This is a genomic window from Priestia sp. RMT2NF4, assembly GCF_047872835.1.
Taxonomy (GTDB): domain Bacteria; phylum Bacillota; class Bacilli; order Bacillales; family Bacillaceae_H; genus Priestia; species Priestia zanthoxyli.
The window spans coordinates 342,712-363,605 of record NZ_JBLQZO010000004.1; the positions used below are offsets into that span (position 1 = coordinate 342,712).

At 38.0% G+C, this 20,894-nt stretch carries 23 protein-coding genes; all 23 read left to right on the forward strand.

Going from position 1 to position 20,894, the window contains the following annotated elements; translation table 11 throughout:
- Positions 1-3 precede the first annotated feature (3 nt).
- The 23 genes from mtaB (at position 4) to cccA (ending at position 20,785) form a co-directional block, all read left to right on the forward strand.
- A complete protein-coding gene (mtaB, locus tag ACMX9J_RS19280; protein WP_025750549.1) occupies positions 4-1,362 on the forward strand; it encodes a tRNA (N(6)-L-threonylcarbamoyladenosine(37)-C(2))-methylthiotransferase MtaB in 1,359 nt (452 codons plus the stop codon).
- 226 nt (positions 1,363-1,588) lie between these two features.
- Entirely contained in the window at positions 1,589-1,762 is a 174-nt protein-coding gene (rpsU, locus tag ACMX9J_RS19285; RefSeq protein WP_013059237.1) for a 30S ribosomal protein S21, read from the forward strand.
- 15 nt (positions 1,763-1,777) lie between these two features.
- A complete protein-coding gene (locus ACMX9J_RS19290) occupies positions 1,778-2,221 on the forward strand; it encodes a GatB/YqeY domain-containing protein (protein WP_013059236.1) in 444 nt (147 codons plus the stop codon).
- Between the two features lie 178 nt (positions 2,222-2,399).
- Entirely contained in the window at positions 2,400-3,731 is a 1,332-nt protein-coding gene (locus tag ACMX9J_RS19295; RefSeq protein ID WP_033579677.1) for an NfeD family protein, read from the forward strand.
- Positions 3,731-4,714, forward strand: a complete 984-nt coding sequence (gene floA / locus ACMX9J_RS19300; RefSeq protein ID WP_028411651.1) for a flotillin-like protein FloA — start codon at positions 3,731-3,733, stop codon at positions 4,712-4,714. Before ACMX9J_RS19295 ends, floA begins: the two co-directional genes overlap by 1 nt.
- Before the next feature lie 31 nt (positions 4,715-4,745).
- Positions 4,746-5,207: a hypothetical protein gene (locus tag ACMX9J_RS19305; RefSeq protein WP_048019738.1), complete on the forward strand. Its 462-nt coding sequence runs from the start codon at positions 4,746-4,748 to the stop codon at positions 5,205-5,207.
- Between the two features lie 59 nt (positions 5,208-5,266).
- On the forward strand, positions 5,267-5,551 hold the full coding sequence (yqfC, locus tag ACMX9J_RS19310; RefSeq protein WP_013059232.1) for a sporulation protein YqfC: 285 nt from the start codon (positions 5,267-5,269) through the stop codon (positions 5,549-5,551).
- Between the two features lie 16 nt (positions 5,552-5,567).
- On the forward strand, positions 5,568-6,755 hold the full coding sequence (gene yqfD / locus ACMX9J_RS19315; RefSeq protein ID WP_416226106.1) for a sporulation protein YqfD: 1,188 nt from the start codon (positions 5,568-5,570) through the stop codon (positions 6,753-6,755).
- A gap of 3 nt (positions 6,756-6,758) precedes the next feature.
- Positions 6,759-7,733, forward strand: a complete 975-nt coding sequence (locus tag ACMX9J_RS19320; protein ID WP_033579680.1) for a PhoH family protein — start codon at positions 6,759-6,761, stop codon at positions 7,731-7,733.
- Positions 7,734-7,795: 62 nt separating this feature from the next.
- Positions 7,796-9,904, forward strand: coding sequence for an HD family phosphohydrolase (locus ACMX9J_RS19325; protein ID WP_033579829.1), 2,109 nt, complete (start codon positions 7,796-7,798; stop codon positions 9,902-9,904).
- The gene (gene ybeY / locus ACMX9J_RS19330; RefSeq protein WP_033579681.1) at positions 9,901-10,371 is read left to right on the forward strand and encodes an rRNA maturation RNase YbeY; all 471 of its coding nucleotides are present in this window, start codon (positions 9,901-9,903) and stop codon (positions 10,369-10,371) included. Before ACMX9J_RS19325 ends, ybeY begins: the two co-directional genes overlap by 4 nt.
- The gene (locus tag ACMX9J_RS19335) at positions 10,355-10,726 is read left to right on the forward strand and encodes a diacylglycerol kinase family protein (protein ID WP_016765589.1); all 372 of its coding nucleotides are present in this window, start codon (positions 10,355-10,357) and stop codon (positions 10,724-10,726) included. The genes ybeY and ACMX9J_RS19335 overlap by 17 nt, the downstream gene beginning before the upstream one ends.
- 91 nt (positions 10,727-10,817) lie before the next feature.
- Positions 10,818-11,216, forward strand: a complete 399-nt coding sequence (locus tag ACMX9J_RS19340) for a cytidine deaminase (protein WP_033579682.1) — start codon at positions 10,818-10,820, stop codon at positions 11,214-11,216.
- Positions 11,209-12,114: a GTPase Era gene (gene era, locus ACMX9J_RS19345; RefSeq protein WP_013059225.1), complete on the forward strand. Its 906-nt coding sequence runs from the start codon at positions 11,209-11,211 to the stop codon at positions 12,112-12,114. The genes ACMX9J_RS19340 and era overlap by 8 nt, the downstream gene beginning before the upstream one ends.
- 155 nt (positions 12,115-12,269) lie before the next feature.
- On the forward strand, positions 12,270-12,413 hold the full coding sequence (locus tag ACMX9J_RS19350) for a YqzL family protein (protein ID WP_014458193.1): 144 nt from the start codon (positions 12,270-12,272) through the stop codon (positions 12,411-12,413).
- Positions 12,414-12,440: 27 nt separating this feature from the next.
- Positions 12,441-13,205 (forward strand): DNA repair protein RecO, encoded by a 765-nt coding sequence (gene recO, locus ACMX9J_RS19355; RefSeq protein WP_033579683.1) that lies wholly within the window; start codon positions 12,441-12,443, stop codon positions 13,203-13,205.
- Between the two features lie 258 nt (positions 13,206-13,463).
- The gene (locus ACMX9J_RS19360; protein WP_025750542.1) at positions 13,464-14,102 is read left to right on the forward strand and encodes a helix-turn-helix transcriptional regulator; all 639 of its coding nucleotides are present in this window, start codon (positions 13,464-13,466) and stop codon (positions 14,100-14,102) included.
- Positions 14,103-14,135: 33 nt separating this feature from the next.
- Positions 14,136-14,939, forward strand: a complete 804-nt coding sequence (locus ACMX9J_RS19365; RefSeq protein WP_014458195.1) for a pyruvate, water dikinase regulatory protein — start codon at positions 14,136-14,138, stop codon at positions 14,937-14,939.
- Between the two features lie 311 nt (positions 14,940-15,250).
- Positions 15,251-15,721, forward strand: a complete 471-nt coding sequence (locus ACMX9J_RS19370; RefSeq protein ID WP_028411643.1) for a YaiI/YqxD family protein — start codon at positions 15,251-15,253, stop codon at positions 15,719-15,721.
- A 41-nt stretch (positions 15,722-15,762) separates the two neighbouring features.
- Entirely contained in the window at positions 15,763-17,571 is a 1,809-nt protein-coding gene (gene dnaG / locus ACMX9J_RS19375; protein ID WP_016765586.1) for a DNA primase, read from the forward strand.
- A gap of 65 nt (positions 17,572-17,636) precedes the next feature.
- Complete coding sequence (rpoD, locus tag ACMX9J_RS19380; RefSeq protein ID WP_013059219.1) at positions 17,637-18,770, forward strand: RNA polymerase sigma factor RpoD; 1,134 nt, start codon at positions 17,637-17,639, stop codon at positions 18,768-18,770.
- A 384-nt stretch (positions 18,771-19,154) separates the two neighbouring features.
- Positions 19,155-20,294, forward strand: coding sequence for an acyl-CoA dehydrogenase (locus ACMX9J_RS19385; protein WP_416226107.1), 1,140 nt, complete (start codon positions 19,155-19,157; stop codon positions 20,292-20,294).
- Between the two features lie 131 nt (positions 20,295-20,425).
- Positions 20,426-20,785, forward strand: coding sequence for a cytochrome c550 (gene cccA / locus ACMX9J_RS19390; RefSeq protein ID WP_013059217.1), 360 nt, complete (start codon positions 20,426-20,428; stop codon positions 20,783-20,785).
- Positions 20,786-20,894: the final 109 nt, after the last annotated feature.

Below are 20,894 nucleotides of genomic sequence, written 5' to 3' on the forward strand. Positions count from 1 at the left end.
ATTATGTCAACAGTTGCTTTTCACACGCTAGGGTGTAAAGTAAATCACTATGAAACAGAAGCAATTTGGCAATTGTTCAAAGGCCAAGGCTATGAGCGTGTTGAATATGAACAAACTGCCGATGTATATGTAATTAATACATGTACGGTAACAAATACAGGAGATAAAAAGAGCCGTCAAGTTATTCGCAGAGCTGTGCGAAAAAATCCAGATGCGGTTATTTGTGTAACTGGATGTTATGCTCAAACTTCGCCAGCTGAAATTATGGCCATTCCTGGTGTTGATATCGTAGTAGGTACACAAGATCGTGTTAAGATGCTTGATTATATTGAACAATTTAAAAAAGAGCGTCAGCCGATTAACGGTGTAGGAAACATTATGAAAACACGCGTATATGAAGAGCTAGATGTACCGGCATTTACAGACCGTACGCGTGCTTCGTTAAAAATTCAAGAAGGCTGTAACAACTTCTGTACATTCTGTATTATTCCATGGGCACGCGGTTTAATGCGATCTCGTGATCCTAAAGAAGTAGTAGCACAAGCACAGCAGCTAGTGGATGCAGGCTATAAAGAAATCGTGTTAACAGGTATTCACACTGGCGGATACGGAGAAGACATGAAAGATTACAATCTTGCCCAGCTTCTTCGTGATTTAGAGTCTCAAGTAAAAGGATTAAAACGCATTCGTATTTCGTCAATTGAAGCAAGTCAAATTACGGACGAAGTGATAGAGGTACTAGATCAGTCAGAAATGGTTGTACGTCATTTGCATATCCCTCTTCAATCAGGTTCAAATACGGTATTGAAGCGCATGCGTCGTAAGTATACAATGGAGTTCTTTGGCGAGCGCTTAAACCGTCTGAAAGAAGCTCTTCCTGGATTAGCGATTACATCAGATGTGATTGTCGGGTTCCCAGGTGAGACAGAAGAAGAGTTTATGGAGACGTATAACTTTATTAAAGAGCACGGTTTTTCAGAGCTTCACGTATTCCCGTATTCTAAACGTACAGGTACGCCAGCAGCTCGTATGACCGACCAGATTGATGAAGAAGTAAAAAATCAACGTGTGCACCGTTTAATCGAACTTTCAAACCAATTGGCAAAAGAATATGCTTCAACGTTTGAAGGAGAAGTACTGGAAGTAATTCCGGAAGAAAAATATAAAGAAGATCCTGAAAGTGGTTTATATGTAGGATATACTGATAACTACTTAAAGGTTGTGTTTAAAGCGTCTGAAGAAATGGTTGGAAAGCTTGTAAAAGTGAAAATTTCAAAAGCTGGATATCCTTATAATGAAGGTGAGTTTGTTCGCGTGCTAGATGAGGTTCATCTTCAAGATCAGGTGAAAATGAGCTCATAACACTTATTGGAAAGCTGCGTGTTTGCGCAGCTTTTTTCATACGTATAAAACAGCTGAGCGAGTAATGTTTTATCAAGAAAGTTCATAAAATAAAGGGGGAATAACTGCATTACTTTATGTAAAGCGGTTGACCTTAAGGAATCATTATATTATAATTGCAAAAGACATGTCTAACATGTCATTTCATTATGATGTTAGTGGTTTTGTTCGGAGGGAGGGAATTAGAATGTCAAGAACAGTTGTTCGTAAAAACGAATCGCTTGAAGATGCTCTTCGTCGCTTCAAACGTTCAGTTTCAAAAACTGGTACGTTACAAGAAGCAAGAAAGCGCGAATTCTATGAAAAGCCTAGCGTAAAGCGTAAGAAGAAATCTGAAGCTGCTAGAAAACGCAAGTTCTAATAAGAGGGTGGATTTATGAGTCTTCTCGAGCGTTTAAATAGTGATATGAAACAAGCGATGAAAAACAAAGAGAAAGAGAAGCTTGGGGTCATTCGTATGGTCAAAGCATCTCTTCAAAACGAAGCCATTAAGTTAGGCACTGACCTAACTGAAGCAGACGAGTTGACGGTTATTTCTCGCGAATTCAAACAACGTAAAGACTCCCTCCATGAATTTGAGAAAGCAGGTCGTCAAGATCTTGTTGATAAAATTCATTCTGAATTAGCGGTTTTAGAAGTTTACGCTCCTAAACAGCTAACTGAAGAAGAGTTATCTGAAATTATTAAAACGACGATTGAAGAAACGCAGTCTTCCTCTAAAGCTGATATGGGGAAAGTTATGGGAGCGCTTATGCCGAAAGTAAAAGGCAAAGCGGATGGCTCTCTTGTTAATAAGCTTGTCCTTCAACACTTATCATAAAAAACACCTTACCTTGTGTAAGGTGTTTTTTATATAGATAATATCCGAACGTATGTTTTGTTTCTCTAGTGCAAAGAATAAAATAGATAAATTTTAAAAAATTTGAAACTATTGTTAAAGTTATTCGTATATACAGATACATACTCATACTATCTATGGAAGGAGGGAAGTGTATTCGGTGAAAACCTTATTTTCTTTCGTGTGCTTTCTTATTTTAGCCACTGGGTTATTCCCCACTATTAGCACCGCTGACGTGAAGCGTGTACACATTATTCCTGTCAATAAAACGGTAGAAAATGGACTGCTTTCTTTTTTAAACAGATCCATTGAAGATGCGGAAAATGACGGTGCAGATTTGATTATATTGGACATAGATACTCCTGGAGGAGCTGTAGATGCAGCTTCTGAAATAGCTAAAAGCTTAACCTCAACACCTATTCCTACCGCTGCTTTTGTCGACAAAAAAGCATTATCGGCCGGAGCGTATATTGCACTTAACGCCGATCAAATTTATATGACACCCGGTTCTACAATGGGATCGGCAGCTGTGATTGACCAACAGGGAAATGCAGCAGGAAAAAAAGCTCAGTCCTACTGGTTATCGGCTATGAAGAGCGCAGCAGAACAAAATAACCGAAACCCTAAATATGCAGAAGCGATGGCAAACACAAAGATGGTCATACCTGAGCTCAACTTAAAAGGAAACGAATTGTTGACGCTAACTCCGAAGCAAGCCGAGCAAGTTGGTTATTCAGAAGGAACTGTAAAAAATTTAGATAATCTCCTGAGCGTGCTTGGCTATGAAGATGCTAAACTGACGTATGCAAAAATGAGTGTAAGTGAACAAATTGCTCGTTTTCTTACCCATCCGCTTGTTGTTCCCATTTTATTATCTATTGGTGCTTTAGGAATTGTAATTGAATTGTTTACGCCTTCATTCGGTATTGCGGGCTCCATTGGAGTAGCTTCACTTCTTTTATTTTTCTATGGTCATATGGTAGCAGGATTAGCAGGAATGGAAGCCCTCGTTTTATTTATAGCAGGAATTATACTGCTTCTATTAGAGATTGTAGTGCCAGGCGGCGTTTTAGGGCTGCTAGGGCTTGGAGCTATCATTTTAAGTTTTTTTATGTCAACAGATAATAATGTCGAAATGGGAATTTCTCTTGTAATTGCAATAGTGGTGGCACTGGGAGGTGCGTTTGTGATGATGAAATTTTTTAAAAGAAAGCTTACACCTTTCAAAAAAATGGTGCTTAATGATTCACTTAATACCGAATCTGGTTATGTATCGAATCAAAATCGGTATGAATTAATAGGAAAACAAGGTAAAACAACAACACCGCTGCGTCCTTCAGGCACCGTGCTCATCGATGAAGAGTATGTGGATGTAGTCACTGAAGGCGGATATTTAGACAAAGATGTGTTAGTAAATATTATAAAAGTAGAGGGATCAAGGGTTGTGGTGCGGAAGCTCACAGAGCCTTTGAAAAAGGAGGACCTTAATTAATGGAAGCAGGTAGCGTATTGTTTTTTGTAGTTATTGGCCTAGCAATTATTGCTTTAGCTGTTTTTTTCACTTTTGTACCGATTATGTTATGGATCTCAGCATTAGCAGCAGGCGTTCGTATTAGTATTTTCACACTGGTCGGAATGAGACTTCGTCGAGTGATACCATCTCGCGTTGTGAACCCGTTAATTAAAGCAAGTAAAGCCGGTTTAGGTATTACCATTAATCAATTAGAAAGCCACTATTTAGCAGGCGGTAACGTGGACCGCGTGGTAAATGCGTTGATTGCAGCGCACCGAGCAAATATTGAGTTAACATTTGAGCGCGGAGCAGCTATCGACTTAGCGGGCCGTGATGTGCTAGAAGCTGTACAAATGAGCGTTAATCCAAAAGTTATTGAAACACCTTTTATTGCAGGGGTGGCTATGGATGGAATCGAAGTCAAAGCAAAAGCCCGAATTACCGTTCGTGCAAACATTGATCGACTAGTAGGGGGAGCTGGAGAAGAAACGATTATTGCCCGTGTTGGCGAGGGGATTGTTTCTACAATCGGTTCACAAAAAGATCACAAAAAAGTATTGGAAAACCCTGATATGATCTCTCAAACGGTTTTAGGAAAAGGGTTGGATTCCGGAACAGCGTTTGAAATCTTATCCATTGATATTGCTGATATCGACATTGGTAAAAATATTGGGGCAGTTCTTCAAACAGACCAAGCAGAAGCAGATAAAAATATTGCCCAAGCAAAAGCCGAAGAACGTCGTGCTATGGCCGTTGCTCAAGAACAAGAAATGCGTGCAAAAGTAGAAGAAATGCGTGCAAAAGTAGTAGAAGCAGAAGCAGAAGTACCATTAGCGATGGCAGAAGCACTGCGCTCTGGCAATATTGGCGTCATGGATTATATGAATATTCAAAACTTGACTGCTGATACGGATATGCGTGATTCAATTGGAAAAATGTCTAAAGAAGACGATGAGAAATAATGAATCAGTTTAACAAGGAGGTTTTCTCCTAATGAATATCGTTGAAACGCTTATTAAACTAATTATTAATAATGCTTTCATTTTTGTCATCATTGGAGGGATTATTTTTAACGTTGTGCAGCGTTTTATGGCTCAGTCAAAAGAGGAAGAACAGCAGCGTTCTAAAAGAGCTCCTATGCCTCCTGTAAACAATCCTTCAAGGCGGGAAAGACCTAGATATCGCCCTGTCAAAGAAGAGCCAAAAACAGCTCGTATGGAGCCAGAAACTGTTCCTTCAGCGGAAACAAATCCTTTGCAAGAAAAACTGGAAGAGCTAAAAAACCGTTCGTATCATGAACCTTCTATTCAAAAGAAAATTGCAGTTGAAAAACCAAAAACAACTGATGAGAAAAACGTTTTTAAGCCCATTTCTCGTAAAGAAGCTGTTCAAGGAGTGATATGGTCCGAAATTCTAGGGCCGCCAAAATCGAAACAACGTAAATATAAACGATAAATAGATGTGATACATTAACCCCCTTTCTCATAAACATGAGATGAAAGGGGGTTCTTTTTATGAGCAAAAAGTGGAGACACCAAATGAAAAGATGGATGACAAAAACAATGGAACTACCCGCTGATGTATTAATGGATCTTCCCCGTATTACGTTAGTTGGACAAATACACATTTATATTGAAAATCATAAAGGTTTATTAGCCTTTTCTGATACTGAAATACGCGTGTTACTAAAACAGGGACAAATGTTAATTCGAGGTGAAGGACTGGTCATTAAAGTAATACTGCCAGAAGAACTGGTTTTAGAAGGTAAAATCAATCAAGTTCTTTATTTAGAACAATAACACAAGGAGGAAAAAAATGAAGAATGGATGGACAAACTTTGTTATTGGTACCGTACGTATTCGAATTGTTGGAAAAGGAATTGAACGTTTTTTAAATAATTGTGTGAGACAACAGATTATGATTTCGAATGTCCATAAAGTTGACGGTCAGCTAGCGACAGCAACGATATTATTGAAAGATGTAAAGAAAATTCGTATACTAATTCGCAACGCAGACTGTAAAATTTATTTTATAAGAGGCCGAGGTTTTCCTTTTTTAACAAAACGAGTGATTAAAAATAGTGGATTTGCTTTAGGTTTTCTTTCTTTTTTTATTATTCTTGGTTTGCTTTCCAACATGGTGTGGAAAGTGGAAATTAGCGGTGCAGAACCACAAACAGAACATCAAATGACGAAGCAGCTGGCCAAAATAGGTGTAAAAAGAGGAGAGTTTCAATTTCTGTTAGAGAGTCCTGAAAAAATTCAGCGCTATTTAACGGATAATATGAACAATATTACCTGGGTGGGAGTAGAAGTGCGCGGCACTTCTTATCACTTCCAAGTGGTTGAAAAAAATGAGCCCAAGCCTCAGCAAAAAACACCTTACCAACATTTAATTGCTAAAAAGAAAGCTATTATTACGAATTTGTTTGTCGAAAAAGGACAACCTTTAGTCAAGGTTAATGATTTTGTCAACGAAGGCGAGGTCTTAGTTTCCGGTATTATTGGAAACGAAAAAAATAAAAAAGTAGTAGCTGCTAAAGGAAAAGTCTACGGTGAAACATGGTATAAGTCTGAGGTGGAAGTGCCTCTAAAAACTGATTTTCAAGTATTAACGGGTAATGGATATACGAAGCACTATTTAGATTTTCAAGCTTTTAAAATGCCTATTTGGGCTTTTAACAAAGAGAAATACGGCTCAAAGGTGACAGAAAAAGTGGAGCATCCACTCTATTTTTTTAAATGGAAATTACCTCTGTCGTATGAGAAAGTTGCTGTACGAGAAGAACAGAATTCGCAGCGCGTCTATTCTAAACAAGAGGCGGTGGAAAAAGCTTTGGAAATCGGTCGAAAAAAATTACTATCAACTTTAGGTGAGGATGCTAAAATAAAAGGTGAAAAAGTTTTGCACCAAGAACAGGACAATGGTAAAGTTAGATTATCAATACATTACCAAGTTATAGAAAATATTGCGAACACTCAACCAATTATTCAAGGAGATTGATGAATGTCAGAACAGCTAGTAACAATTAACGTACAACTTGATGATTCAAACGAAGCCATTTCATTATTTGGCGTACAAGATGCGAATTTAAAGCGAATTGAAGAAGAAATGCAGGTCTCGATCATTTCAAGAGGTGAGACTGTTGTAGTCTCCGGAAGTACAGAAAATGTTCAGCTAGTGGAAGAAATGCTTAAAAAGTTACTGAACATTATCCGCAAAAATATTTCCATATCTGAACGAGATGTTGTGTATGCGATTCAATTAGCTAAGAAAAATTCTCTCGAGTTTTTTGAAGATGTATATGAAGAAGAGATTGGTAAAAACGTAAAAGGTAAGACTATTCGTGTTAAGACATTAGGACAAAGTCACTACATTTCTGCTATTAAGAAAAATGATTTGGTATTTGGAATTGGGCCTGCTGGTACCGGTAAAACGTATTTAGCCGTTGTCATGGCCGTTAATGCTCTTAAAAATGGTCACGTACAGCGTATTATTTTAACACGTCCTGCTGTTGAAGCAGGTGAAAGTCTTGGCTTCTTGCCAGGAGATTTGAAAGAAAAAGTAGATCCGTACTTGCGGCCTCTGTACGATGCATTACATGATGTATTAGGAACAGAACATACGCAACGCCTAATCGAACGCGGAGTTATTGAAATAGCACCCCTTGCTTACATGCGAGGTCGTACACTAGATGATGCGTTTGTTATCTTAGACGAAGCACAAAACACCACGATGGCGCAAATGAAGATGTTTTTAACACGACTAGGATTTGGGTCTAAAATGGTGATTACAGGAGATATTTCACAAATTGATTTACCAAAAGGAGCTCAGTCTGGTCTAGCGGCTGTCTCGAAAATCCTGACCAATGTTAAAGGTATTTCGTTTGTTCATCTAGAACAGTCAGATGTTGTGCGCCATCCACTTGTGGGACGCATCATTCAAGCGTACGAACAAGCTGACCAAAAGACCCTTTCTTAATAGGGTCTATTTTTTGTAAAGGGGGTACGTTTGTGTCAACGTTTCGGATAATCAAGCAAACAATGGCACAGATCGAGCGATTACGGTTAATTCAAATTGGGTTATATGCCTTGTTAGGTATAATGATGTTTGCGTCTATGTATAGCAATGTAAAGCCGCAGGAATTAGATCTCAGACTATTGTCTATTTCCCCGCAAACCATTTACTCACCCGTTACCATTGAAGATAAAGAGAGCACAGAGAAAAAACGGGCAGAGGCAGAACAAGCCGTTGAAGATGTGTATACACAAAAAACAGAATACGCACAGAACCAAGTCGATCTTGTTGCATCTATTTTTGATGCGATGATGGAAGTTAATACAGAATATGAAAAAGAAGATCATGAAGATGACAGTATCGATGCCGTATTAAAAACCAAACAAAAAATGTTAGAGGACAAGCTTCCTGAAGACATTCAAAAAAACTTGCCAAAGGATACCATCAAGCAGCTGCTTCAGTCTTCTAACAGTGATTTATCGATTGCGAAAGACGCTGTAGTTACAGCCGTTCATCATGTGATGAAAGATCAAGTGAAGATTAGCGATGTAGAAGAGAAAAAAGACCAGGTAGAAGGTCAGCTTGTTTACACCAATGTCAGCAACTCTCTAAAGGATTCAATGAATGCAATTGCTAAATTCGCTATCATTCCAAATGTGATTTATGATCCCCAAAAAACAGCTGAAAACCGTCAAGCAGCTGTGGAAAAAGTGGAGCCTGTTCGAATTAAACAAGGTCAGATTATTGTAGAAGAAAATCAGCTTATTAATCCTGATATATATCGTCAGCTCCAGCTCGCGGGATTGTTGAATAATAAAGGATCTATTCAGCCTTTTGCGGGATTAGCTTTGCTGATTGTGATGATGATAGCGGGCCTCATTTACTATTTGCGTGAATTTCACACCAAGACATATCAGCCCTTGTTGTTGTATGTATTGGTAGCAACCATTACGATTGGCCTCATGAAAATCTTAAGCGTGTTTCAGCAAATTGATTTATCGGAAATAGGTTTCTTAGCTCCTGTTGCAGTGGGAGGTTTGCTGATTCGAATTTTAATGGATGAACGCATTGCTATTTTATCAAGCATTGTATTTGCTATTTGTGGAAGCATTATTTTTAATGGTGAATTGACAACCTCGTTTAATATGAACATCGGGATCTACTTTTTAATTAGCAATATTGCTGCTATTTTATTTTTAAGCAGGCAGCACAGGCGTTCACGGATTTTGCAGGCAGGTCTATTTGTGGCTATGGTAAACGTAATTATCAGCTTTGCTATTATTTTTATTAAAAATGGCCAAATTGGCACTGTAGAGCTTGGCTATTACAGTATGATGTCAATTGCATCTGGTGTTATTGCTTCCGTTTTAACTATAGGTTTGCTTCCGTTTTTTGAAAGTGGATTTGGCATTTTATCTACGATGAAGCTGATTGAATTATCGAGTCCTAATCATCCGCTATTACGTAAAATCTTAACCGAAACACCGGGAACGTATCATCACAGTGTAATGGTGGCAAACTTATCTGAAGCGGCGTGCGAAACGATAGGAGCTAACGGTTTATTAGCGAGAGTGGGGGCTTATTACCACGATATTGGTAAAACGAAGCGACCGCAGTATTTTATTGAAAATCAAATGAATATTACCAATCCGCATGATAAACTAAGTCCGAAGACTAGTAAAAATATTATAATCGCACATGCTACAGATGGAGCGACCATTTTGCGAAATCACAAGTTTCCAAAAGAGATTGTAGATATTGCAGAGCAGCATCACGGAACGACCCTGCTTAAGTTTTTCTATCATAAGGCACTTGAACAAACAGAAGAAAAAATTGATGAAAAAGAATATCGCTATCCTGGACCAAAGCCTCAGTCGAAAGAAGCAGCGGTTATTTGCATAGCTGATAGTGTAGAAGCAGCCGTAAGGTCAATGTCCAATCCGACTCCGGAAAAGATTGAGAACTTGGTGCGAAATATTATTAAAGATCGCCTGCAGGATGAGCAGCTTAGCGAGTGTAACGTAACGCTCAAAGAATTAGAGTTAATTCGCCAAGCACTATGTGAAACGCTAAATGGGATTTTTCATTCTCGAATCGAATATCCAGAGATAAAAAAAGAGAAGGTGAAGGTATGAGTTTAGTTATTGATTTTATTGATGAAACAAACGAAGTGAGTGAACAGCAGCAAAAAGAGCTTGAGAAGCTGCTTGAAGCCGCTGCTATATATGAAAATCTTCAAGAGGATGCAGAAGTATCCGTTACATTTGTGGATAATGATCGAATTCAAGAAATCAATCATCAATACCGCCATAAAAATCAGCCAACGGATGTAATATCGTTTGCGCTAGAAGAAATGGGCGAAGATGAAATGCAAATTATCGGAGATGAGATGCCAAGAGTCCTGGGGGATATTGTCATTTCGATTCCAAAAGCTCATGAGCAAGCAGAAGAATACAATCACTCGTTTATGAGGGAGCTAGGATTCTTAACGGTTCACGGTTTCTTGCACTTGCTTGGGTATGACCATGAAACATCAGAAGATGAAAAAGAGATGTTTACACGTCAAAAAGATATTTTAGAACAATATGGACTCTCGCGATAAAAAAGGGATAGCTAAAGTTGTCAGTAGCTTTGGTTATGCAATAGAGGGGTTTCTCTATGTTTGTAAAACACAGAGAAATATGCAAATTCACGTAGCAGCTTCTTTCATCGTCCTTCTCTTAGGAGCCGTGCTGTCAATTACAGCTGGTGAATGGACGGTTGTGCTGCTTCTCATTGCAGGCATGTTCAGCTTAGAGTTAATGAATACAGCGGTGGAAAAAGTTGTCGATTTAGTTTCTCCTGAATATCACATACTAGCAAAACACGCAAAAGATGCAGCCGCAGCAGCGGTGTTGGTCTATGCGTGTTTTGCTGTCCTTATAGGAGGAATTATTTTCTTAAAGTATTTGTTTTAAAAAGGATTCTTTTTGGTTCTTTACACCCCCGTGGTATAATAAAAAAGGACAAGTTAAAAGACATGTAGAAGCGCAAAAGGAGAGCGGATAAATGGATAAGACCGGACTGATTGATGAGGCGAAAAAAGCTCGTGAAATGGCTTATGTACCGTATTCAAAATTTAAAGTTGGTGCAGCTTTATTGACGAAAGATGGAAAGGTTTATCGCGGCTGCAATATTGAAAATGCGGCTTATAGCATGTGCAATTGTGCTGAGCGTACGGCTTTATTTAAAGCCTATTCAGAAGGAGATAAAGAGTATGCAGCACTTGCTGTAGTAGCTGATACTGATCGTCCTGTTTCTCCGTGTGGAGCATGCAGACAAGTAATCTCTGAGCTTTGTCCAAAAGAAATGAAAGTTATATTAACCAATTTAAAAAATAACATACAAGAACTAACTGTGGAAGAATTACTTCCAGGAGCATTTTCATCGGAGGATTTACATGAGTAATAATGAATTTAAGTCAGGTTTTGTTTCAATTATTGGAAGACCAAACGTAGGGAAATCAACTTTTTTGAACCGAGTAATCGGTCAAAAGATTGCGATTATGAGTGACAAACCGCAAACAACTAGAAATAAAATTCAGGGTGTGTACACGGAAGATCAGGCGCAAATTGTGTTTATTGATACACCAGGAATTCACAAACCAAAGCATAAATTAGGCGACTTTATGATGAAGGTAGCGCAAAATACGCTTAAAGAAGTAGATTTAATTTTATTTATGATTAACGCAACAGAGGGTTTAGGTCGAGGCGATGAATTTATTATCGAGCGTTTAAAAGATACAAAAACGCCTGTTTTCCTTGTGATTAATAAAATTGATGAAATTCATCCAGACGAATTGTTTTCAATTATCACGAATTATAAAGACTTATATCCTTTCGCTGAAATTGTGCCAATTTCAGCTTTACAAGGAAATAACGTGGAGCGCTTGCTTGATCAAATCAAGCAGCGATTGCCGGAAGGTCCGCAGTATTACCCGGCAGATCAGGTAACAGATCACCCAGAGCGCTTTATTATTACGGAATTAATTCGTGAAAAAGTACTGCATGCAACGAGGGAAGAAATACCTCATTCTATTGCCGTTGTGATGGATTCTATGCAAAGACGAGATAATGGCGCTGTTTACGTCGGCGCTACAATTATCGTCGAAAGAGATTCACAAAAAGGCATCGTAATTGGAAAGCAAGGAAAGATGTTAAAAGAGGTAGGAAGAAAAGCAAGAGCAGACATTGAAGCTCTTTTAGGTTCAAAAGTATTTTTAGAACTATGGGTAAAAGTGCAAAAAGATTGGCGAAACCGAGCGTCGCATCTCCGTGACTTTGGATTTAGAGAAGACGAATATTAATCATTTGAGTTCTTGTTGGCGTCGATTTATACCCCTTCATAAAAGAAGGTAATTTGTAAAAAATTGTGTTACATGATTTTACGTCGGAAGGCTATTCTAAACATAAGGAATTGAAATATGTATCTGATCTTTATGGTTAGAAAGGTGGGAGTTCTATGTTGAATTTTACTTGGAACATTTTTTCACAAACAGGTAGCATTGATACTTATCTCATTTTTAAGGAACTTGAAAATGAAGTGAAAGAAAGACCCGAAACATATGAGGACAACAGCGAAAGTCTCAATTCTCCCTTGTCTTAGCCTTCTGTAAGATGGCGGTGATGATGATTGTTTAAAAAGTGTGAAGGAATTGTCATTCGAACGAATGATTACGGTGAATCAAATAAAATTGTCACCATTTATTCACGTGAACTCGGAAAAGTGGGTCTTATGGCAAGAGGGGCAAAAAAGCCCAGTAGTCGCTTAGCTTCCGTCACACAATTATTTACGTATGGATACTTTTTTATACAAGCAGGTTCAGGAATGGGCACTCTCCATCAAGGAGAAGTTATCTCATCTATGAGAAGCATACGCGAAGATATCTTCACAACAGCGTATGCTTCTTATATTCTTGAATTAACAGATAAAGCTACTGAGAACAATAAACCAAATCCATTTCTATTTGAACTGCTGCACCAAACCATTCATTATATGAACGAAGAGTATGATGCAGAGATCTTAACATTTATTTATGAAATGAAAATGTTAAACGTTCTAGGTCTTCATCCTACATTAAATGAATGTGCAGTCTGCCATCAAGGTGAAGGAACATTTCATTTTTCCATTCGAGAAGGCGGGTTTATTTGTCATCGATGCTTAGAAAAAGATCCTTATCATTTGAAAATTAGTCCGATGACGGTTAAACTATTAAGGCTATTTTATTACATTGATTTAAAGCGGTTAGGTTCTATTTCTGTTAAACCCGAAACAAAAAAACAATTAAAGTTTGTAATTGATCAATATTATGAAGAATATTCAGGATTGTTTTTAAAAACAAAGCGGTTTTTGAATCAGATGGAGTCTTTAAAACAATCGCTCTCTGATAAGAAATAGAAAAGATAATCAGTGATATGCAAGGAATTGCTGTCGCTAGGGTGCCTCGTAGTGTGTAGAGGACACCCTTTTTACTGTGGAGCGAAGGGATAGTTTCGCTTATTGTAAGCGTAATGTCTGCTTTTTTTGAGAAGCCATGGTAAAATAAACGGCATTCTAAAAAGATAAAATGCTAAAATTAATAAGTTATAGCTTTTACTTTTGCTTAAAAAGTATATAATGTTTTATAAATAGTATGTCACATTTAATGATTAGGTGGTGAGTACAATCGAACTGAACAAACGACAAGAACAAATTTTACAAATTGTCAAAGACGAAGGCCCTATTACAGGCGAGCATATTGCAGATCAGCTTAGCCTTACGCGGGCCACGCTAAGACCGGACTTGGCTATTTTAACAATGGCTGGTTATCTAGAAGCGCGACCGCGCGTAGGTTACTTTTACACAGGTAAAACAGGAGCACAGCTTCTTACAGATAAAATAAAAAAAATACAGGTGCAAGAATATCAGTCTATCCCTGTAGTCGTGAACGAAAATGTGTCGGTATATGATGCTATTTGTACAATGTTTCTAGAAGACGTGGGGACCCTTTTTGTAGTGGATGAGAAATCACAGCTAGTGGGAGTACTGTCGCGTAAAGATTTATTGCGCGCGAGTATCGGAAAGCAAGAGCTCACATCTATTCCTGTTCATATTATCATGACGAGAATGCCCAACATTACATATTGTTATCGCGAAGATTTGTTAATTGATATTGCTAAGATCTTAATTGAAAAACAGATTGATGCTATGCCCGTTATTAAAGAGGGAGACGGCAATTTTGAAGTGGTGGGACGCATTACCAAAACAAATATTACGAAATTACTAGTAGCACTAGCAAATGATGAAGTATTATAAGTGAAAAAGGATTAAAAAGGGGATGCACAAAATATGAACAACCCATGTCTTTATGTCATTTCGGATTCTGTAGGTGAGACAGCTGAACTAGTTGTAAAGGCTGCATCAAGTCAGTTCAATATGACGGACTTTGTAATTAAAAGAGTACCTTACGTAGAGGACATCGCAACACTTTCAGAAGTGGTTTCAGTAGCGAAGTTGAACAACGCTATTATTGGCTTTACGCTAGTAAAGCCCGAAATGAGAGAATTTTTAATTCAAGAAGCGTCCAAAAACGGGGTAGAGGTATTTGATATTATTGGACCTTTAATTGATAAAATTCAATCTTCTTATCAACTTTCTCCTCGCTATGAGCCTGGAATGGCTAGAAAGTTAGACGAAGATTATTTTAAGAAAGTAGAAGCGATTGAATTTGCAGTGAAATATGATGATGGGCGTGATCCAAGAGGCATTCTTAGAGCGGATATCGTATTAATCGGTGTATCAAGAACATCTAAAACACCTCTTTCTCAGTTTTTAGCACACAAGCGTTTGAAAGTAGCCAACGTTCCGATTGTACCTGAGGTAGATCCGCCAGAAGAGCTGTTTCACGTATCACCTGAGAAGTGTATAGGGCTTACTATCAGTCCTGAAAAATTAAACGATATTCGTAAAGAGCGTTTAAAGTCTCTTGGGCTAAACGATAAAGCAATTTATGCTAATATTGGCCGTATTAAAGAAGAACTTGAATTCTTCCAAGGAATTGTAGATAAGATTGGCTGTGAAGTGGTTGATGTATCCAACAGAGCCGTAGAAGAAACAGCTGGTATCATTCTCAATACCATCAAAAAGAAATAAACGATGAATCTCCTCTGTGCGTGACAGAAAGGAGATTGCTTTCTTATGTTTGTATGCTGTAAGCCTAAGAAAATATACCAAAGATGAATATGACAGAACTTTTAAAAACAAGTGACTTTGGTATAGAAAATATAGGTTGTTTATATTATAATAAAAAATTGTGATAAAAAAGAATAGTTTTAGGTTTAGACTTTGTTAAGAACGAATAAACTATTTATATAAAAGTCAAGTCAAAATCCAAAAAAGTATTCGACAAATGCCATCTACAGGAAATAACAAATTGTTAGAAGGAATCTCTGGAGGGATGTAGAATACAGAGTTATAGCAAAAGAAAAAGTAAAGTTTTTGTCGATGCTGATGCATGCCCTGTTAAAGCAGAAATCGTTGAACTTACACATACATATGACATCGAGCTTGTGTTTGTTGCTTCCTATGCTCACATGCAAACAAATCCTACACCAGGAAAATGGGTCTATGTAGATGCAGAAAAGGAAGCCGCAGATTTATATATTTTAAATCACGCAGCCAAGCAGGATATTGTCGTAACTCAAGATACTGGCTTAGCAAGCATGTTAGTAAGTCGAGGGGTTTACGCACTGTCTCCTCGTGGAAAGTACTATAATGACGACGAAATGAATACGGTGCTTTTCTTTCGCTATGTTTCTGCAAAAGAGCGACGGTCAGGGCGTCATACTAAAGGCCCAAAGGCATTTAGTGAAGAAGATCGCCAGCATTTCATTCAAGCTTTTGAAAAAATGTTGTCGAAACTTGCAGGAATTTAGCACTTAGTGAAGAATATTATATGAAATACGGAGCTGTTACTATGGCAAATCGAATTCCTGATGAAGTAATCGACCGTATTCGGCATTCAGTAGATATTGTCGACGTCATAAGCGATTATGTACAACTAAAAAAACAAGGGCGCAATTATTTTGGACTCTGTCCGTTTCATGGGGAAAGCACACCATCTTTTTCAGTATCGCCTGATAAACAAATTTATCATTGCTTTGGATGCGGTGCAGGAGGGAATTCATTTTCATTCATAATGGAATTAGAAGGACTGTCCTTCACGGAAGCAGCTCAGCAGCTTGCTGAAAAAGGAGACATTCCTTTTGAACATGAGATACATCCTCATGAAGAAGATAATCAAAAGCCTAGCAATAAAATGATTGAAGCACACGAGCTTTTAAAGAAATTTTACCATCATTTATTGGTAAATACAAAAGAAGGCCAAGATGCTTATGATTATTTAATAAATCGAGGGTTTTCACGAGAAATTATCGATGAATTTGAGATAGGTTTTGCTTTAGATTCGTGGGAATTTGTAAGTAAGTTCTTAACAAAACGTGGGTTTAATCCGCAAGAGATGGAACATGCAGGTTTAATCATTAAACGCAACCAAGATGAAACGTACTTTGATCGTTTTCGCGATCGAATTATGTTTCCTATTGCTGACTTGCAAGGCAAAACAATTGCATTTTCAGGGCGCCTGCTAAAAGAGATAAAAGGGCAGCCTAAATATTTAAACAGTCCCGAAACTTCTATTTTTAACAAAAGTCGCACACTCTACAACTTTCACCGCGCTAAAAAACATATACGCAAAAATCAGCAGGTTATTTTATTTGAAGGATTTGCAGATGTTATTTCAGCTGTTAAAGCGGGGTGCCCAAACGCAATTGCAACAATGGGAACTGCCTTAACAGAAGAACAAGCCAAAATTATTCGCCGAAATGTAGAGTCCGTTATCATTTGCTATGATGCAGATTCTGCTGGAATTGAAGCAGCGCACAAAGCAACTGCTATCTTAACAAATGTGGGTTGTACCGTTAAGATTGCTGTGATGCCGGATGGTTATGACCCGGATGATTATATTAAAGAATACGGGGCAGAGAAGTTTCAAAATGATGTTATTAATAGCAGCTTGACCTTTATGGCATTTCAAATGAGGTATCTCCGCCGAAAGCGAAATCTACAAAATGAATCTGAACGTATGCAATACATTGAAGACGTTTTGAAAGAAATAAGCCTCCTTACAAAAGCTGTAGAGCGAGATCATTATTTACGCCAATTGGCACAAGAGTTTTCCATTTCATTAGATGCGCTTAAAGAACAGCAGTATCAAGTGTATCGAACGGAAAAAAAGAAAAAGGATAATGATTCTCCAAATCGAAATAATATAAATAGACAACCAGTCGTAAAGAGAAGCTTATTACCGGCTTATCAAAATGCAGAACGTTTTTTGATCGCTCATATGTTGAAAGATAAGGATGTAGCATTTAGAATTCAAGACCGACTTCAAGGTCAGTTCAATGTCGAAGAACATCGTGCGCTTGTTCTATATTTGTATGCCTATTACGAGGAAGGACACGAGCCTAATCCGAGCGGATTTATTGAGCGGTTGCCCGAATCTTCGTTGTCTAGTCTAGCTTCAGAATTGGCGATGATGTCAATCAATGATGAATTGTCGGAGCAAGCTTTGAATGATTATATCCAAACGATATTGATTTATCCACAAAGGGTAGCGATAGAAAAAAAAGAAGCAGAAAAGCAAGAAGCAGAGCGTCAAAAAGATTATTTAAAAGCTGCGACAATAGCAATGGAAATTTTACAGTTGAAAAAAACGTTAAAATAAACGATGTTGCGTATTAGTCCCACTTTTAGAAGGTTTTCCTTAAAATTTTGGAAGGAGGGGATCTGATGGCTGAAAAATCAGCTCAATCAAAACAACTTGATTCAGATTTAACAATTGAACAAGTAAAAGATCAATTGACCGAAATCGGAAAAAAACGTGGTGTGCTAACATACGAAGAAATTGCAGAGCGTATGGCGAACTTCGAAATTGAATCCGATCAAATGGATGAATATTATGAATACCTTGGAGAACAAGGTGTTGAAGTAATGAGTGAATCTGAAGCAAATGATGACGATGCCGATCCCGATATTCAAGAACTGTCAAAAGAAGAAGAGTTTGATTTAAATGATTTAAGTGTACCTCCTGGTGTGAAAATTAATGATCCAGTTCGTATGTACTTAAAAGAAATCGGACGCGTTGACTTATTGTCGGCAGAGGAAGAAATCAATTTAGCAAAACGTATTGAAGAAGGCGATGAAGAAGCGAAACGTCGTCTTGCTGAAGCAAACTTACGTCTTGTGGTAAGTATCGCTAAACGCTATGTTGGACGCGGTATGCTGTTTCTTGATTTAATTCAAGAAGGAAACATGGGTCTTATTAAAGCGGTAGAAAAATTTGATTATCGCAAAGGTTATAAATTCAGTACGTATGCGACATGGTGGATTCGTCAAGCTATTACTCGTGCGATTGCTGACCAAGCAAGAACGATTCGTATCCCTGTTCATATGGTTGAAACGATTAACAAACTAATTCGTGTTCAACGTCAGCTTCTACAAGATTTAGGTCGCGAACCATCTCCTGAAGAAATTGCAGAAGATATGGACTTAACACCAGAAAAAGTTCGTGAAATCTTAAAAATTGCCCAAGAGCCGGTTTCTCTTGAAACGCCAATTGGTGAGGAAGATGATTCTCATTTAGGTGACTTCATTGAAGACCAAGATGCAACATCACCTTCTGAACATGCTGCATATGAATTATTAAAAGAGCAGTTAGAAGACGTCCTTGATACGTTAACAGATCGCGAAGAAAATGTTCTTAGACTCCGCTTTGGTCTGGACGATGGGCGTACGCGTACGCTTGAAGAAGTAGGAAAAGTATTTGGCGTAACGCGTGAGCGTATTCGTCAAATTGAAGCTAAAGCGCTTCGCAAGCTTCGTCACCCTAGTCGAAGCAAACGTTTAAAAGATTTCTTAGAATAGATAAAAGCGTAAATAGCGCTTATGAGATAGCTTCTTTCCCTGCGGAAAGAGGCTGTCTGTTTTTTTATGGAATAAATTTCATGAAAACGCATTTTAAAGAAGTATATTGATTTTTTTACCAACTTTTCTTCTTTCATATATTTTACTGAATTGTCCTTCGTTTTGCAAATGCTCCTTTATATTCTTTTGTTATAGAAGCGTAAGATGTTCAAATTTCATTTAAACATCCGAAAAAAATGGAATCGCTCTCATTTTATTCTTGCATTGATGAATACTCCTCTATTATAACATGAAAAAATTAAAACGTTTTAAAAGTTGAGAAAATTTACAAAAATGAATTATAATTAGATAATGTAAGCGTATACATTTTTAGGGGGAATAAAAATGAATTATGAATTAACCAATGAACAAAAGATGATTCAACGGACGCTGAGAGAATTTTCAGAAGCTGAAGTAGCACCAAATGCACTAGAGCGCGATCGAAATAAGCAATTTCCGCTTGATGTTTTTAAAAAGTTAAGTGAGCTTGGTGTAATGGGCCTTCCTTTTCCTGAAGAGTATGGTGGCGGAGGCGCAGATACGGTTAGTTTTGCTATTGTCGTAGAGGAGTTAAGTAAAGCTTGTGGCTCTACAGGAATTACATACTCAGCTCATGTTTCGCTCGGGGGGGCACCTATTTATTTATTCGGAACAAAGGAGCAAAAAGAACAGTACCTACCTGCTTTATGCTCCGGGGAATCTTTTGGAGCGTTTGGTTTAACCGAACCGAACGCAGGAAGTGACGCGGGGGGAACGGAGACCGAAGCAGTGTTGAAGGATGGAACATTTAGGATTAATGGAAGTAAATGCTATATTACGAATGCCAGCTATGCAAAGTTTTTAGCTTTAACAGCTGTTACAAACCGTACAGAAGGTAAAAAAGAAATTTCAGCTATTATCGTGCCTACAGAAGCTCGAGGTTTTACTGTAATAGACAATTACGAGAAAATGGGTCTACATGCTTCAAATACAACTGAACTCGTTTTAGAGGATGTTGAAGTGCCTGAAGAGAATTTACTCGGTGTAAGAGGAGAAGGATTCAAACAATTTCTAATGACGCTTGACGGGGGAAGAATTGGAATTGGGGCAATGGCCGTTGGAATCGCTCAAGCGGCTTATGAAAAAGCACTGTCATATGCGCAGGAAAGAAAGCAGTTTGGGAAAGCTATTTCATCGTTTCAAGCGATTCAGTTTAAATTAGCTGATATGGCCATGAAAATTGAGTTAGCAAGAAATATGGTGTATAAAGCAGCGTGGTTAAAAGACCAAGGAAAGCCATTTACGAAAGAAGCAGCTATGTGTAAACTGTATGCTTCTGAAATTTGTATGGAAGTAGCCAGTCAAGCTGTGCAGATTCATGGAGGATACGGCTACATGAAAGAGTATCACGTGGAGCGGTATTTACGGGATGCCAAGCTTTTAGAAATTGGAGAAGGAACTTCGGAAATTCAGCGCTCTGTTATTGCAAGGCAAATTGGCTGTTAAGATAAGCAATAAGAAATTAGTTAATTATGTAAATAAAACCCTTTCACTTATGAGCATTTTCAAGTAAAATAAAAGTGCTTATACTATTTTGTTATTTCTAGGGATGGGAATACATAAAGGGGGTATAGTGAGTGAAGCGAAATCCGCTAATACCATTTTTATTAATTGCGGTAATTGGGATTGCTTTAATGTTAACGCTTTCGTTCAACGGATTGAACAATGCAAAAGAAATCGCGGCTGAAAAAGAAGGCGGTGGCGCGGAACAGCAGGCTTCAGCTAAACCAGAAGAAATTTATCAAAAAACTTGTATTGGTTGTCACGGCGATCAGTATCAAGGTGGAGTAGGTCCTTCGTTAAAAGGAATTGGGAAAAAAGTTTCTCAAGACGAAATTGCAGATATTGTTGTAAACGGTAAAGGAAACATGCCGCCGGGGCTGGTTCCTCCGGAAAAAGCGAAGGAAATGGCTAAATGGGTATCAGAAATTAAATAGAGTTCAGAAACATGATTTTCTGGAAAGCCGCTCATTTATAAAGCAGGCTTTTTTTTTATGATGTTTTTATACGCATTCAGCTAGAAGGAAAACATGAAGAGAAATAGGA